We start from the raw sequence: 14,386 nt of genomic DNA on the forward strand, positions 1-14,386 counted from the left end.
TTATTTTCACTCATACTATTTATGAATTTCTCTAAAAGGAGCTGATAGTATGGGAAGACAGAAACTCGGTAATGCCAATGCCCAGAGAAATAACAATCGTAAAAAGGGAATGAAAAACAGTGCTGAACTTGTTGAGTTTTCAACAGGTGAAGATTTAAAACGAAATCGCCCGCATGGTAAATAAAGTAAACGCCTCCTAATTTCAGGAGGCGTTTTTTTATTTGCTGGTACCTTTTTAGAAATCCAAAAACTCATTCATTCCCAACGTTTTTTAGTGCCTTTTTAGCGGGACCCTCAATTACATCGCCTGCGTACGAGAAGCGAGAACCATGACATGGGCAGTCCCATGACTTTTCAGCATGATTCCATTCACATTCGCAGCCAAGATGGGTACAGGTCGTATCAACAATGTAGAGCTTGCCGTTTTCGTCCTTATAGGCACCTGCCCGTTTTCCATTGTGCATAACGACAGATCCTTCTCCATCCTTCAAATCCCCTGGATCTTTTGGAACAAACTCAAGCTTTCCTTTAATTAAATGCTTGGCTACATCCGCATTGGTTGAAATAAATGATTTTACATCTGGATCGGCATCAAAACGTGATGGTGAATACAATTCCTTAGATGGATTATCGCGATTCATAACATAATCGGTCAGTAAATGCGCAGCCATTATTCCTGTGGTCATTCCCCACTTTTTATAGCCGGTTGCAACTAAAATATGCTCTTTATTTGCTGTTACGGGCCCAATATACGGTACGTTATCTAAGGTTACCAAATCCTGTGCTGACCAGCGATAATGATATTCGGATTGGTCAAATACCTCTTTAGCAAAGGACTCTAGAGCGAGATAATGATTCAGAGTATCTACACCCTGTCCTGTTTTGTGATTTTCACCTCCAAGGATAAGAAGATTTCCCTCCTTCAACGGAGTATATCGAATAGACCGAGACGGGCTATCAACACTGACATACATTCCGCCTGGGTACTCTTTATTTGTTTTTATCCCAATAGCATATGATCGATCTGCGTACATCCTTGCAAAATAAAGACCAGGTTTATCGTAGAATGGAAAATGGGAAGCAATGATTACATGCCTGCAAGTAATTCGATGTCCATCCTTTGTCACTACCTTTGGCTGTGAAGATTCTTCATCTTCTATCGTCTGAGCTGTCGTATTCTCATAAACAGAACAGCCTGCACTTACAGCTTCGTCAAGCAGACCTCTTAAAAACTTCAAGGGGTGATATTGTGCCTGATTACGCATTAGAAGAGCAGATTTTATCTGGATATCAAATGGAATATTTCCTACAATATCACCATCAATTCCTAATTTTTGATAAGCCTTCCACTCGGTTTCTATTTTCTGGGCGTATTGATCTGAATAGGCATAAGCATAAGCGTCCTGTTTGCTAAAATCACAATCTATCCCTTTCTCATTCACAGCAGCTTCAACAAATTGAATCGCTCTGGAGGTAGAATCAAAATATAGCTTTGCTTTTTCCTCACCAAAATGACTGATTAATTCATCGTATATCAATCCATGCTGAGCAGTAAGCTTGGCAGTTGTATGCCCGGTAGTACCATTCAGTACTCCTCCTGCCTCAATAACGGCTGCCTTTACACCTTCTTTTGCAAGTAAATACGCAGCCGTTATTCCCGTAATTCCAGCCCCAACAATCGCAACATCTACAGTTATATCTTCATTTAATTTTTCAAAGGATGGAAGCTCTATTTCACGCCAGTATGTTCTTGGGAATTGATGAGTACTATCTGTTGAGCTCATATGTTTACCTCCAATAATATATTCATAGGATTATTTTTTCCAAATGCCGTGAAATCATGTAAGGATTACCTTTTTTAAAAAATATTATTTGGGAATAAATTTAGATTGACGAAAGATACAGGTATTGATATTTTCAATATAATAACTATTTTGTAAATTAAGAAGAGGGTGCTGGTATGGGGAAGAAGTTTGAGACAGAAATTTTACATGGCAGGAAGAAAAGTAATAGTAAAATTACGAGTAAAGTTACACCAATTTATCAGACTTCTGCATTCTCCTTTAAAGATCTCGATGAACTAGAAGGATTTTATCATGGGAATGGTCAATATCTTTACTCGAGAGTGGGGAATCCAAATACAGATGAACTCGGAGAGGCTGTTGCAAGACTCGAAGGCGCGCCGGCTGGTATAGCCTCATCGTCAGGTTTGTCAGCTATTTTAGCAGGAGTTTTGGCGGTTGTGAAAAACGGGGACCATATCATTGCTGCGGATGATTTATATGGCGGCAGCTTTCATATGCTGAAAGAGGAATTAAACCAATTTGGGATTGAAACGAGCTTTGTTTCTTTTGATAATTTAGCCGAAGTAGAGAAGGCGATAAAAGACAACACCAAACTGCTATACACAGAGTCCATTACCAATCCATTGTTACGGGTGGAGGATATCAAAGGAGTAGTAGAACTAGCCCATAAGCACCAACTCAATACTTTAGTTGATAATACATTTGCGACACCTTATCATTGTCAGCCTTATTCAATGGGAATTGATTTAGTGGTTCATAGTGCCACCAAATATATTGGGGGACACAGTGATGTAACCATTGGAGTTCTCACTGGCAGAGAAGATTTAGTTGCCAGCGCACGTGCAAAAGTGGTGAACCTAGGGACAAATGTTAGTCCGTTTGAAGCATGGCTGACATGCCGTGGTTTAAAGACATTGGCATTGAGGATGAAAGCACAGTCCAGCAATGCAAAGAAATTAGCAGAAGCATTACTGCATAATACCTTTGTTGAAAAAGTCTATTACCCATTTGAACAAGAAAAAGATGGATATGGTGCAATGGTGACCATCGAACTATCAAAGTCTGTCGATATTAACGACTTTTTCCGTTCGTTAGCATGGATTAAAATTGCTCCAACTCTTGCTGGAGTTGAAACAACCGTGTCCCATCCACTTACTACGTCACATCGATCGCTCCCGCCGGAAGCCTGTGAAGCATTAGGGATAACAAAAGAGGTTGTTCGAATTTCAGTCGGAATCGAACATGCTGATGATATAATTGTGCAATTTGAACAGGCGATTGAAAAATCACTTTAAAAAAGAACCTTGGGATTCCAAGGTTCTTCGTTTCGCTGTGAAACCCATTAATCAATTTCTTTTTTTACCGCATCAATACGGGTGGAGTCTTCAGAGTTAAGTGTTTCTCTTAAAAAGTATACAAAAATACCCCCAACAAAACCAAGACAAATGATAAACCCAATGGCAGTAACCCACCATTCAGCCATTCAAATCCCCCCTTTGCTAATGTTTATGCGAAGGGGGGAGTTTTTTTCCTGTAAACTATTTCTTTCTCTCTAATTCTGCATAATAATCCACTTTTTTAATATTTACTCCTACAAATGTTTCAAGAATGGATTGGCCGCCCGCAATGGATAAAATCAAAATAAAGACAAAGGTCACTTGAGGAAAAAGTAAATATCCCCCTCCAAGTAAGATGGCACTCCAAACTCCCGCACACCAATAACATTTCAATAAATACCCAAACATGCCTTTTGGTACTTCCTTTGTTTCAATACCATGATTGGTTTCAACTTTAACCTTCTTCATAAATGGCCTGCGAATAAATTCAGTAATCTTATCAAAAACAATTAAATGGGTTAATCGGTAACTCGCCAAAATTAACATGACATAGGTAATCCATGAAATGTCTCTCACACGTTAGCCTCCGAACTTAAAAATAATTTTATTTTGACACTCTGTATATTTTGAACCTGAAATCAAAAATATATATCGTGGAGGCGAAAAAATGAAAAAATCATTTTGGTTTACTTTGTTGCTTATATTCTCATTAATTTGTATACCGAGCATTACTTTTGCTCAACAGATTTACACCGTTCAGCCAGGCGATACACTATGGAAAATCGCAGTTCGTTACCAGGTTGGGATTTCTGAAATTATCTCAGCGAATCCGCAATTCAGAAATCCAAACCTCATTTATCCGGGAGATAAGGTTACCATTCCGACTATTGCTGCGGAGAAAAGCATTGAAAGTCAAGTTATTCAATTAACGAATCAAGAACGAGCCAAACATGGATTAAGGGCATTGTCTCAGGATTGGGAGCTTTCCAGAGTGGCCCGCTATAAATCAGTGGACATGAGGGATAAAAATTACTTCAGCCATACTAGTCCTACTTATGGCAGTCCTTTCACCATGATGAAAAGCTTTGGAATTTCCTATCGTGCAGCAGCTGAGAATATTGCTGCCGGTCAAACGACTGCACAAGAGGTTGTTCGTGCGTGGATGAATAGCCCTGGGCACCGTGCGAATATCTTAAATGGAAATTATACGTATATAGGTGTTGGATACGCGAAGGGCGGATCGCAAAGACATTATTGGACACAAATGTTTATCTCTAAATAAGCAGCAAGAGGGTCAGTTCCTATCAAGGGACTGACCCTTTCTACGTCTAGAGACCGATATGAAAATAAAGCGGAGGTTCGTTATGAGAAATTTGGATTAGAGGTAAGATGAAATCAAGATAAAGAAAGGAGGAAAACAAAATGAAAAAATTTGGTTTACTACTAGCGGGTGGTATCGCAGCGATCATAGTACTTTCATCAATAGGTCCGATGATAGGATTACTGGTTGGTCTTGCTGCCCTTTACTTCATTTTTAAGCAGTTCTTAAAGGCTGAAACAACTGGAGGTAAGATTGTTCTAGGGATTATCGGATTTTTTGTCTTAATGGCCTCTATCCATAATGCACCTGCCATTATTGGTGTTCTTGCTGCTTATGTACTTTATCTAGTATATAAAAACTGGAATAGCAGTAAAAAAACAATTGAAAAAGAGGACTCTGACCCGTTTGTAAACTTTGAAAAACAATGGAACGAATTAAATAAAAACTAATCTGAGGAGAGATATAAAATGACAAACCTATTAACTAGAATTAAAGATACTATTATGGCTGATCTACATGCTGCAGTTGACCAAAAGGAGAAGAAAAATCCTATTGCCCTGCTAAACCAATATCTTCGCCAATGTGAGCAGGAAACAGAAAAGGTTAGAAAGCTTTTGGAACGTCAATATGCATTGAAAGATGAATTCACAAGAGAATATTCTCAAGCAGCAGAGTTGGCAGAAAAGAGAAAGTATCAGGCTGAGATTGCTTCTAAAGCAGGAGAAATGGAGCTGTATGAATTTGCTTCAGCACAACACCAGCAGTATTCAGGCCGCGTGGAGCGACTAGCGTCTTCACTCGAGCAAGTAAAAGGCCAGCTTGGTGAACTGGAAAGAAAATATGAGGAAATGAAGCATAAGCTTAAAGATATGCAGATTCGACGCTTAGAATTAATGGGGCGTGAGAATGTAACACGTGCTAATCATCGAATGAATCAGGTGCTGGACTCAAATACTGATACTAATAAAGCAGCTGCACGTTTTCAAGAAATTGACAATTACTTAGACCGTCTAGAGCATCAAGTGAAGAGCTCTTATTACCGCGATACTATTGATGCAAGAATTGCTCAATTAGAAAAAGAAATGAAATTAGAAGAAAGCAAGTCCATTTAATAACCAAAACATGGTATTCTAGAAAGGTGCGCAATGTTGCACCTTTTTGGCCATAAGTATAGAAACAAACCAACAGAGGGAGGGTGGGCCGAATGTTAAAAAATGCGAAAAATGATTATACAGGATGGCTGGTCGTTATTGGAGTTGTCGTTCTCCTGCTAGAGATTTTATTTTTCAACAGTGGTCTTATTTTCTCCCTTTTATTTTCTGGTGGATTGATTTATTTAGGCAGAAAAAGATCAGGGAAGAAAAGTGGGAAAGGTCTTTTCTATGCCGGAATTATTTTTCTTTTAATCAGTGTGTTTAGTATGATGACTTTTAGATTTTTGTTACTGGCTATTCTTGTGCACTTAATTATTCAATATTCTAACTCGAAAAAGAATCCTAATAAGATTACATTGGATATCAAAGAAACAGAGCAGGTCCCACAATCAGAAACGATCATTAAGAGCAAGCCGCTCTTTGAAAATATATTTTTTGGACAGCAAAAAACGCCAAGTGGTGTTTATGAATGGAACGATATAAATATTCAATCAGGCATTGGTGATACCATCATTGACCTTAGTAATACCGTTTTACCAAAAGGTGAAACAATCATTTTTATTCGAAATGTCATTGGAAATATTCAAATTCAAGTCCCTTATGATATTGAAGTAAGTGTTCATCACTCATGTGTGGTTGGTTCTACAACTGTTCTTGATAATTATCAGTCCCAAGTATTTAACCAGGCCTTCCATCTTAAAACAGCAGGCTATGATCAGGCAGAGCAAAAGGTGAAAATACTTACATCCATGCTGGTGGGAAATCTTGAGGTGAGCCGGATATGAGCACCATCCAAAGGCAAGTTATTTGGAATATCGGCTTTTCAATTATTATTGCTCTCGTTGTATCGGCTGCCTTTATCATTGTTTTTCCCATTTCAGATTGGTCAGAAGCTTGGAATCGGGATTTCATGGATATCCCATTTGTTATTTTTATCCCTTCCTTCAGCATTGCGATTGGGATAATCTTTGGCATCATAACAGGTATTTTCTGGAGAAGGAAGTTCCAGTCCGTTGAAAACTCCTTACATCAGTTGGAGCAGGGAAAACAAATCGGATTAAATGGAAAGCAATCGATAGCAGAAATGCAAGGGATTGCAGATCAAATTGACAAGATCGGAAGACAAATTTCTGAACAAGCCAAGCTTTCACAACGATTGGCTACAGAAAAAGTGGAGGATCAAGAAGCAAGAATACAAGAAATAATTGAACAGGAACGAAATCGGCTTGCCCGTGAGTTACATGATTCGGTTAGTCAGCAATTATTTGCGGCCTCGATGATGATGTCTGCCATTAATACAACTAAGCAAAGCACGAATGAGGATGATAGGGAAGCAAAGCAGTTGAAGATGGTTGAAGAGATGATCCATCAATCTCAACTTGAAATGCGTGCTCTGCTTCTTCATTTGCGTCCAGTTGCGCTAAAAAATAAAACACTGCAAGAAGGAATTGAAGAGCTATTAATCGAATTATCACAGAAAGTAACCATGGAAATTAAATGGAAAGTGGAAGCATTCCCGCTTGATAAGGGGATTGAAGATCATCTATTCCGTATTCTGCAAGAGTCGGTATCCAATACGCTCCGGCATTCAAAAGCAAATAAACTTGAGGTTTTATTGATAAAGCGGGATGATCTAGTCATATTAAGAATTGTGGATGATGGTGTGGGGTTTGAAGTCGATACCATGAAGGCTGGTTCCTATGGCATGCAGAATATGCATGAGCGGGCACTTGAAGTTGGAGGCACCTTAAAGGTAATTAGTGTACAGAGTAAGGGTACGAGGCTGGAAGTAAAGGTACCTGTTATGACAAATGGAGATGGTGTAAATGATTAGAGTAGTATTTGTCGATGATCATGAGATGGTGAGGATTGGAGTTTCAGCTTATTTATCGGCTCAGCCAGATATTGAAGTAGTCGGTGAGGCTGCTGATGGGAAAAAAGGTGTGGAACTGGCTCTTGAGCTTAGGCCAGATATTATCCTAATGGATTTAGTCATGAAAGAAATGGACGGGATTGAAGCAACAAAACAAATTATTGAAAACTGGCCAGAAGCTAAAGTAATCATTGTCACCAGCTTTTTAGACGATGAAAAAGTTTACCCTGCACTAGAAGCAGGTGCAACGAGCTACATGCTAAAAACTTCAAAAGCAGATGAAATTGCCAATGCTGTCCGCGCTACATATCATGGTCAATCTGTTCTTGAACCTGAAGTCACGGGGAAAATGATGGTAAAAATGCGCCAGAAACACCAACAGCTGCCACATGAAGAACTCACCAGCCGTGAAATGGAAATTCTCATGTTAATGGCAGAAGGAAAAACAAACCAAGACATAGCAGATGAACTATACATCGCCCTAAAAACAGTAAAAACCCACGTAAGCAATATACTAAGCAAACTAAACGTACAAGACCGAACCCAAGCAGTCATCTATGCCTTTAAACATTCCTTAATAAAATAGATAGTAGAAAAAAGGACTGCAGAAGTCCTTTTTTTGATGGGCTGTGTTACTAATACTTTATTATGTTGATTGGAGCGGAAGGCGCGAGACTCCTGCAGGAGTACGGAGCTGGTGAGACCCCACAGGCGCTAGCGCCGAGGAGGCTCACCGCAACGCCTGCGGAAAGCGAAGCGCCTGGGAGCGGAAATCAACATTCACCTTAACCTTTTACACAGCCGCGAAAAAATTCCCTACTAATCTTAGAACTTGTCTCATAGCTTATTAAAAGTGAGATTGTTTTAAAGGGGAGTTCACAAATGGCTATCTTCTACAAAGGAATATTATTTCTAGCCCTCTCCGCTTTTTTAGGAGAAGGCGTTGAACTATTAGTTAATTTAATACTCGCAAAAGAGTTGGGCAAGCATGGTTTAGGCTTATATATGTCTATCCTTCCCTCTATTTATCTGCTCGTTCTTCTATCAAGCTTTGAATTGCCGGTATCAATCTCTAAATTTGTTGCAGAAAAAGAGGAAAAATTCCATCGTAACATCCTTTATCATGCTATTACCATTACGATAATTTTCACCTGTGTTCTATTGGTAGCAGCCATGGCTCTAATTCCTTTTATTTCAGTATTTAATGGATACCATCCTTATACACGATGGCTCATTATTCTGCTGGTCCCTGTTATTTCCTTTACCTCGGTAGCCAGAGGTTATTTCATGGGCAGGCATCAGATGGGGAAAATCGCGATAGCTAATTTTCTAAGGAAATCCATTCAGCTTGTCTTGTTGTTCCTTCTATTCCGTTTCTTCGAATTTGACTCAGAATCGGCTGTCTTAATTGCCATTGCTTCCTTTATTGGAAGTGAAATTGCTGTGTTTCTTTACTTATGCTACATGTTAATAAGTCAATTTCAGCAATTAAAAAGAATGCCCTTTTCCAATTTAAATCGTAAAGCTGTCCGCAAAAATTTAGTGGCTGTCTCTGTACCAACGACAGGATTACGGTTATTTTCTGCACTTACTGGTGCGATACAGCCCTTCTTAATTAAGGCTGCTTTAGTGAGGTCTGGACTATCAGAAGCCATTGCAACTGAACATTTTGGCATGCTAATGGGGGTTGCCGTTTCAATCGGCTTTTTCCCAGCTTTTATTGCTCATTCCTTAATGACAGTCTTAATACCAGCCGTCTCGAAAACGCACTCCAATAAAGATTACCCCACATTGCAAAAAATGCTTTCGCAAGTCATGACGCTTACCTTTCTTTATGGGGTGCCAGCAGTTGTCGCTTTTTATATTTTTGCCCCTCAGCTAACATCCATTTTCTTTGAATCATCGACTGCTGCGATTTATTTACAAATGCTATGGCCGTTTTTTTTATTTCACTTTTTTGTTATGCCAATGCAGGCCTTTTTAATTGGATTGGGACTTATAAAAGAAACCTTTATTCATGCCATTTGGTCGACAATCGTGTCCTTTGCGATCATTATTTTCCTAGCAGCACGTCCAGAATGGAGGATGGAGGGTGTAATTATTGCCATGAACACTGGATCTGTTTTACTGGCACTCATGCATTATTTAAGCATTTGTAAAAGTATTGGCGTTTCGATTTTTATGAAAGGGTTTGTTCAAAAAAATAATTAGTAAAATAGGATACAAGAGTGTAGGGGTAAGCCATTTTTATTCCGTCTATTAATATAAGAAGTGTTATAGGAAAGAAGGTACAAGAAAATGCGGGATAGAATGACTAATTTGTTTGAAGACACAGTGAAAGAACATGGGAAAGCCATTTTTAATTATATTTTTTCTTTGGTAAAACAAAAGGAACTAGCAGAGGATTTGTACCAGGATGTATTAATATCTGCCTACATGGCTTTTCAGACTATCAAGGAACCTTCTAGATTAAAAGGCTGGTTATTTACTATAGCTAGAAATAAGTGTCGAGATTATTGGCGAAAAGAAAATAAAACAAAACAGTTTTGGAAGGAGGAGGTGTACTCCTACTCTGCGACAGTGGAAGCTCCTCCACTTCCAGAAGAAGAAGTCCTCCATAAATACTCATCCGAAAAATTGACTGAAAGTGTAATGACGTTACCGGAAATATATCAATCTGCACTTTTTCTTTATTATTTTCAAGACCTTAGCTTAATTGAAATATCCAAAAGAAAGAATATACCAATATCTACAGTTAAAACTAGAATGAAAAGGGGGAAGGAGCACCTGAGGCCGAAGCTCCAATCTTTTGCATGAAAAAAGCCGGGGTATAAACCCCGGCTTTACTATTTACCTAATCTTTACTTGATAGAATCCCAAAGATTCGTAAAATGCTTACAAACAGATTAATAAAGTCTAAGTATAAGTTTAATGCCATCAAAGGAACTTCCTCAGCGCTTACACCGTAATGCTTCATACGATTGAAATCAAACAATACATAACCGCTGAAGACCACTACACCGATGAAAGAGAAAGCCAGCATAGCTGTTGAACTTAACGGCATGAAAATATGCCAGATGGAAATTACGACCAAAGCGAGCAGGGCTGCAAGTAAGAATCCGCCTAAAAAGGAGAAATTACGTTTTGATTTAGTCGCATATACTGCAACACCTGTGAAAACTACAGTGGTAGTCGCGAAAGCCATCATTACCACATTTGCCCCAGCACTCAGTGCATAATAGGAAACAATTGGGTATAACGTAACTCCTGAAATAAACGTAAAGATATAAAGGAAAGTATAAGAAATTGCTTTTTTACGTCTAAAGAAAAAGGCAATCATCAGCAGCACAAACTCAAGGATGGCCAAGGGTAAAAATAATGCCGGCGGTACATAGGTGCCTGCCATTGTACCAACAAAGGCTATGGCAAGTGAAAGAGCAAACGTCCTTATAACAGAAGGTAAAAATTCAGTAGATGTTTGTGTATACAATTTTTCTTCACCTCGAAAATATATTTATATCTAGAATATACGAAGAAGAGGTCAAGATGTTTCATTTTATCGAGAAGAATCTTTTTCCGCCTTCAATAAATCTCTTATTTCAGCAAGAAGTTCTTCTTGCCTGTCCATTTTAACCTCCACTTTAACTTCCTCTTCCTTCTTTTTAAAACGAGAAAGGAATTTTATAAACATAAAAATGGAAAAGGCAATGATTAAGAAATCAATAATCGACTGGAGAAATACACCGTATTTAATTGACCTATATGCCAGGTCGGCAACGCTGACCCTTCCAACGAGCATTGCGATAATCGGCATAATGACATCCGCCACTAGCGAGGATACGATTTTCCCGAATGCCCCGCCAATAATAACACCGACAGCGAGATCAATCACATTTCCTCTCATAGCAAACTTCTTAAATTCATTTAACATAATTTTAACCTCCAAATTCTTTTCAGTAAAAAGCAGCTTCCTATTTAGAAGCTGCTCCATTCATTATACTATTTAAAAGGCCCAATTTCCTTTTCTAAATACTGGTTCTGTTTTTCCATCGGCAGTTATACCGTCAATGTCCATTTCTGCTGAACCAATCATGAAATCAACATGTGTAATACTTTCGTTGAGCCCATTTTCTTTAAGCTCTTCAGAAGACATTTTCTTTCCGCCTTCAATACAGAACGCATAAGCACTTCCGATTGCTAAGTGGTTTGAAGCATTTTCATCAAACAATGTATTATAGAATAGAACATTTGATTGTGAAATTGGTGAATTGAAAGGAACGAGTGCCACTTCACCAAGATAATGAGAACCTTCATCGGTTTCTACTAAACGTTTTAGGAATTCCTCGCCTTCTTCGGCTTTATAATCAACAATTCTTCCATTTTCGAAGGTTACAGAGAACCGATCGATAATATTTCCGCCGTAGCTTAATGGCTTTGTGCTGGCAACTGTACCATTTACACCCTCTCGATAAGGAACGGTAAATACTTCTTCTGTCGGCATATTTGCCATGAATTCAAAACCGTTTTCATTTACACTGCCAGCCCCAACCCAAAGATGGTTATGCGGTAGTTCGATTGTTAGGTCTGTTCCCGGTGCTGTATAGTGAAGCTTTTGATAGTGTCTTTCATTTAAATAGTTAACCTTTTCATGCAATGTTTCATCATGTTTTTTCCACGCATCTACTGGATTTTCCGTATCGACGCGAACGGCTTTAAAGATAGCATCCCACAGTAAAGAAACTTGTTGGTCACTTGGTGCATCAGGGAATACTTTACTTGCCCAAGCAGGTGATGGTGCAGCAATTACTGTCCAGCTGACTTTATCAGATTGTGCTGCTTGACGGTATTTAGCAAGTGCTGTTCCAGCGGCCTTTTGGAAGTTAGAAATACGTTCAGGATTAATTCCTTTCAAAAGGTCCGGGCTGGAAGAAACAATGGCCATAAAAGCGGCTCCTTTTTCAACGAAATCTTCCATTTCCTTTGCACGCCAAACAGGGTATGTAGTAAATTCTTCATCTGGTGCTAATTCATATTTAGTTCTTGATACCACATCATCGCTCCAATTAACGACAACGTTCTTTGCACCAGCTTCATAGGCCTTTTTCACAACCTGGCGGACAAACTCTGCAGAATCTAAGGTCGTGTTTACTACTAGAATTTGACCCTTCTGAATATTAACGCCGACCTTAACAGCAAGCTCAGCATATTTCTCTAGATTATTTTGAAATTCACTCATTTTTTAGTCTCCCTTTTCAGAATCTTCCTTATATATTTTATCCCTTTTATTGTTAAAAAGAAACTGATAACAGTTAAAAGGCTCAAGAGCTCAAAATTAGGCAAAAAAATAAGTAGGGAAGTTACTCTCTACTCTAATTTACTGCCATATACTTTTAAATTAAAATAAATACCTGCAGAAAATAATACTAAAAATGTAATAATACCGGACCATGAAGTGGGGGACATAAATTGAGATAATTCCATTAATACCACCATCCTTATATTAGAAACCGATTACAAATTAATTATACTAGTAAATAGGGTAATTGTGAACATTTTAGTACGATTTATTGACAGTTTTTTGAACAAAAAAAGGATCCTAATTAGGATCCAACACAGTTTTCTTCTCAAATGAATAAAACATAATCCAATACAATCCTGCACTAGCAAGTGCCAGCAGGGATAGAACGAAAAATGTCCATTCATATCCTATCAAAACCGTTAATGGGATTGATAATGGAGCGATAGTACGGCTGATTGTAAATCGTAAGCTTGCCGCAGCAAAATATTGCCCTCTCATATGCTCGGGAGCAAGCTTTGAAACAAAGCTTTGTTGAATTCCGGCTCCCATAAGTTCCGCAAAGGTAAAGACAGCCATCGCGATGATAAATCCCCAAATCCAATGGGTCTGACTAAATAGTACGATGGAAATAGCATAGACAACAGATGAAAGCACGAATACATTTCGTTCTTTATATTTGCCCATCCATTTAGTAATCACAACTGTTAGTAATGCAACGAGAAATCCATTTTCTGCAAGCACAATTCCGAAGGCTTGTTCACCCTTAACAGTGAATGACCAGTCTCCAATTGAAAACAGAGTTTGCAGGTCGATTACGTCTTTCATGTAAACAGGAAATAATAAATCTAATTGCATAAATGTTTGACCTGCTAATACGCCTGCGATAATAAAGAGAAGAAATGTTTTATCTTTTATGATTAATGTGTAATCCTTTAATTGGTTTTGTAAGAAGTAGTACCACTTACGATCCTCTTCCAAGGAATCGACTTTTTGTAATGGTGCAGTTTCCCTTGTCCATTTTGCTAAGATTAAGCCAAGTAAAATACATACAATACCAGCAAAGAGTAAAGTTTCAAAACGATAATTCACATAAAAAATTGCCCCTAAAATAGGACCAATGACTACTGCGATATTAATGGATGTGTAGAAAATGGCAAATACATTGCTTCTATCCTTTTCATCAACTACATCTGCAACCATTGCTTGACTGGCAGGCCAATAAAATGAACCAAAAACGCCAGCAATCGCGAAGGAAACAAATCCTGCCCATGGAGATTCCAGCCAAGGAGAACTGGCTAAGGCAAAGGCTATGAAGGAAAGTCCTTGTCCGATGGCTGAGAGTACCATCATTTTTTTTCTTCCAAAACGATCGGCGCAATACCCGCCCATTAAGTTAGCCAATACTGAGAAAATCTGTGAAAATACCAGCAGAAACCCTGCTTTATTTTTACCAAACTCCTCAGCAAAATAGATTGTCAAAAACGGAAAGAACATCCAAAACGTAATGTTCATCATGGCTTCGCTAAATAAGCGAACCTTTAAGTTAGGATCCCAATCTCTAATCCTCATGGTGTACCTCATTTCGCTATGTATAATT

General features: G+C 38.5%; 17 protein-coding genes. 10 read left to right on the forward strand and 7 right to left on the reverse strand.

Translation table 11 applies throughout. The features are described from left to right. Window positions 1–49 precede the first annotated feature (49 nt). Window positions 50–184: a hypothetical protein gene (locus H0184_RS27820; protein WP_260631726.1), complete on the forward strand. Its 135-nt coding sequence runs from the start codon at window positions 50–52 to the stop codon at window positions 182–184. A gap of 67 nt (window positions 185–251) precedes the next feature. Here H0184_RS27820 and H0184_RS22135 read toward each other — a convergent pair whose 3' ends face one another. After that, window positions 252–1,784 (reverse strand): FAD-dependent oxidoreductase, encoded by a 1,533-nt coding sequence (locus H0184_RS22135; protein WP_221828517.1) that lies wholly within the window; start codon window positions 1,782–1,784, stop codon window positions 252–254. 176 nt (window positions 1,785–1,960) lie between these two features. Here H0184_RS22135 and H0184_RS22140 point away from each other — a divergent pair, with 176 nt between their 5' ends. Then, the gene (locus tag H0184_RS22140; RefSeq protein ID WP_221828519.1) at window positions 1,961–3,100 is read left to right on the forward strand and encodes a trans-sulfuration enzyme family protein; all 1,140 of its coding nucleotides are present in this window, start codon (window positions 1,961–1,963) and stop codon (window positions 3,098–3,100) included. Window positions 3,101–3,147: 47 nt separating this feature from the next. Here the strand turns inward: H0184_RS22140 and H0184_RS22145 are convergent, their stop codons facing one another. After that, window positions 3,148–3,288: a hypothetical protein gene (locus tag H0184_RS22145; protein WP_221828521.1), complete on the reverse strand. Its 141-nt coding sequence runs from the start codon at window positions 3,286–3,288 to the stop codon at window positions 3,148–3,150. A 55-nt stretch (window positions 3,289–3,343) separates the two neighbouring features. After that, complete coding sequence (locus H0184_RS22150) at window positions 3,344–3,718, reverse strand: DUF1360 domain-containing protein (protein ID WP_221828523.1); 375 nt, start codon at window positions 3,716–3,718, stop codon at window positions 3,344–3,346. Between the two features lie 91 nt (window positions 3,719–3,809). Here H0184_RS22150 and safA point away from each other — a divergent pair, with 91 nt between their 5' ends. The 8 genes from safA to H0184_RS22190 all read left to right on the forward strand — a co-directional run bounded on the left by safA (window position 3,810) and on the right by H0184_RS22190 (window position 10,307). Beyond that, window positions 3,810–4,424 (forward strand): SafA/ExsA family spore coat assembly protein, encoded by a 615-nt coding sequence (safA, locus tag H0184_RS22155; protein WP_221828526.1) that lies wholly within the window; start codon window positions 3,810–3,812, stop codon window positions 4,422–4,424. 140 nt (window positions 4,425–4,564) lie between these two features. Further along, window positions 4,565–4,912 (forward strand): lmo0954 family membrane protein, encoded by a 348-nt coding sequence (locus H0184_RS22160; protein ID WP_221828528.1) that lies wholly within the window; start codon window positions 4,565–4,567, stop codon window positions 4,910–4,912. An 18-nt stretch (window positions 4,913–4,930) separates the two neighbouring features. Continuing rightward, on the forward strand, window positions 4,931–5,575 hold the full coding sequence (locus H0184_RS22165; protein WP_221828530.1) for a PspA/IM30 family protein: 645 nt from the start codon (window positions 4,931–4,933) through the stop codon (window positions 5,573–5,575). A 92-nt stretch (window positions 5,576–5,667) separates the two neighbouring features. Continuing rightward, complete coding sequence (gene liaF / locus H0184_RS22170; protein ID WP_221828532.1) at window positions 5,668–6,402, forward strand: cell wall-active antibiotics response protein LiaF; 735 nt, start codon at window positions 5,668–5,670, stop codon at window positions 6,400–6,402. Beyond that, window positions 6,399–7,451, forward strand: a complete 1,053-nt coding sequence (locus H0184_RS22175) for a sensor histidine kinase (protein ID WP_221828534.1) — start codon at window positions 6,399–6,401, stop codon at window positions 7,449–7,451. Before liaF ends, H0184_RS22175 begins: the two co-directional genes overlap by 4 nt. Next, window positions 7,444–8,076: a response regulator transcription factor gene (locus H0184_RS22180; RefSeq protein ID WP_221828535.1), complete on the forward strand. Its 633-nt coding sequence runs from the start codon at window positions 7,444–7,446 to the stop codon at window positions 8,074–8,076. The genes H0184_RS22175 and H0184_RS22180 overlap by 8 nt, the downstream gene beginning before the upstream one ends. 296 nt (window positions 8,077–8,372) lie before the next feature. Beyond that, window positions 8,373–9,701 carry an oligosaccharide flippase family protein gene (locus tag H0184_RS22185; protein WP_221828537.1) on the forward strand — a complete coding sequence of 443 codons (1,329 nt, stop codon included), beginning with the start codon at window positions 8,373–8,375 and terminating at the stop codon, window positions 9,699–9,701. Window positions 9,702–9,788: 87 nt separating this feature from the next. After that, the gene (locus H0184_RS22190) at window positions 9,789–10,307 is read left to right on the forward strand and encodes an RNA polymerase sigma factor (RefSeq protein ID WP_221828539.1); all 519 of its coding nucleotides are present in this window, start codon (window positions 9,789–9,791) and stop codon (window positions 10,305–10,307) included. A 37-nt stretch (window positions 10,308–10,344) separates the two neighbouring features. Here the strand turns inward: H0184_RS22190 and H0184_RS22195 are convergent, their stop codons facing one another. The 4 genes from H0184_RS22195 to H0184_RS22210 form a co-directional block, all read right to left on the reverse strand. Next, complete coding sequence (locus H0184_RS22195) at window positions 10,345–10,980, reverse strand: Bax inhibitor-1/YccA family protein (protein WP_221828541.1); 636 nt, start codon at window positions 10,978–10,980, stop codon at window positions 10,345–10,347. Between the two features lie 66 nt (window positions 10,981–11,046). Further along, window positions 11,047–11,421 carry a large-conductance mechanosensitive channel protein MscL gene (gene mscL, locus H0184_RS22200; protein ID WP_221828543.1) on the reverse strand — a complete coding sequence of 125 codons (375 nt, stop codon included), beginning with the start codon at window positions 11,419–11,421 and terminating at the stop codon, window positions 11,047–11,049. 72 nt (window positions 11,422–11,493) lie between these two features. Next, window positions 11,494–12,726, reverse strand: coding sequence for an aminopeptidase (locus H0184_RS22205; protein WP_221828545.1), 1,233 nt, complete (start codon window positions 12,724–12,726; stop codon window positions 11,494–11,496). 360 nt (window positions 12,727–13,086) lie between these two features. Then, a complete protein-coding gene (locus H0184_RS22210; RefSeq protein ID WP_221828547.1) occupies window positions 13,087–14,358 on the reverse strand; it encodes an MDR family MFS transporter in 1,272 nt (423 codons plus the stop codon). Between the last annotated feature and the right edge of the window lie 28 nt (window positions 14,359–14,386).

Source organism: Neobacillus niacini (assembly GCF_019749295.1).
Classification (GTDB): Bacteria; Bacillota; Bacilli; order Bacillales; family Cytobacillaceae; genus Neobacillus; species Neobacillus niacini_D.

Bases quoted from the DNA above. Each gene is read 5' to 3' on its own strand.
- H0184_RS27820 (WP_260631726.1), top strand. From the start codon at position 50: ATGGGAAGACAGAAACTCGGTAATGCCAATGCCCAGAGAAATAACAAT.
- H0184_RS22135 (WP_221828517.1), bottom strand. From the start codon at position 1,784: ATGAGCTCAACAGATAGTACTCATCAATTCCCAAGAACATACTGGCGT.
- H0184_RS22140 (WP_221828519.1), top strand. From the start codon at position 1,961: ATGGGGAAGAAGTTTGAGACAGAAATTTTACATGGCAGGAAGAAAAGT.
- H0184_RS22145 (WP_221828521.1), bottom strand. From the start codon at position 3,288: ATGGCTGAATGGTGGGTTACTGCCATTGGGTTTATCATTTGTCTTGGT.
- safA (WP_221828526.1), top strand. From the start codon at position 3,810: ATGAAAAAATCATTTTGGTTTACTTTGTTGCTTATATTCTCATTAATT.
- H0184_RS22160 (WP_221828528.1), top strand. From the start codon at position 4,565: ATGAAAAAATTTGGTTTACTACTAGCGGGTGGTATCGCAGCGATCATA.
- H0184_RS22165 (WP_221828530.1), top strand. From the start codon at position 4,931: ATGACAAACCTATTAACTAGAATTAAAGATACTATTATGGCTGATCTA.
- liaF (WP_221828532.1), top strand. From the start codon at position 5,668: ATGTTAAAAAATGCGAAAAATGATTATACAGGATGGCTGGTCGTTATT.
- H0184_RS22175 (WP_221828534.1), top strand. From the start codon at position 6,399: ATGAGCACCATCCAAAGGCAAGTTATTTGGAATATCGGCTTTTCAATT.
- H0184_RS22180 (WP_221828535.1), top strand. From the start codon at position 7,444: ATGATTAGAGTAGTATTTGTCGATGATCATGAGATGGTGAGGATTGGA.
- H0184_RS22185 (WP_221828537.1), top strand. From the start codon at position 8,373: ATGGCTATCTTCTACAAAGGAATATTATTTCTAGCCCTCTCCGCTTTT.
- H0184_RS22190 (WP_221828539.1), top strand. From the start codon at position 9,789: ATGCGGGATAGAATGACTAATTTGTTTGAAGACACAGTGAAAGAACAT.
- mscL (WP_221828543.1), bottom strand. From the start codon at position 11,421: ATGTTAAATGAATTTAAGAAGTTTGCTATGAGAGGAAATGTGATTGAT.
- H0184_RS22205 (WP_221828545.1), bottom strand. From the start codon at position 12,726: ATGAGTGAATTTCAAAATAATCTAGAGAAATATGCTGAGCTTGCTGTT.
- H0184_RS22210 (WP_221828547.1), bottom strand. From the start codon at position 14,358: ATGAGGATTAGAGATTGGGATCCTAACTTAAAGGTTCGCTTATTTAGC.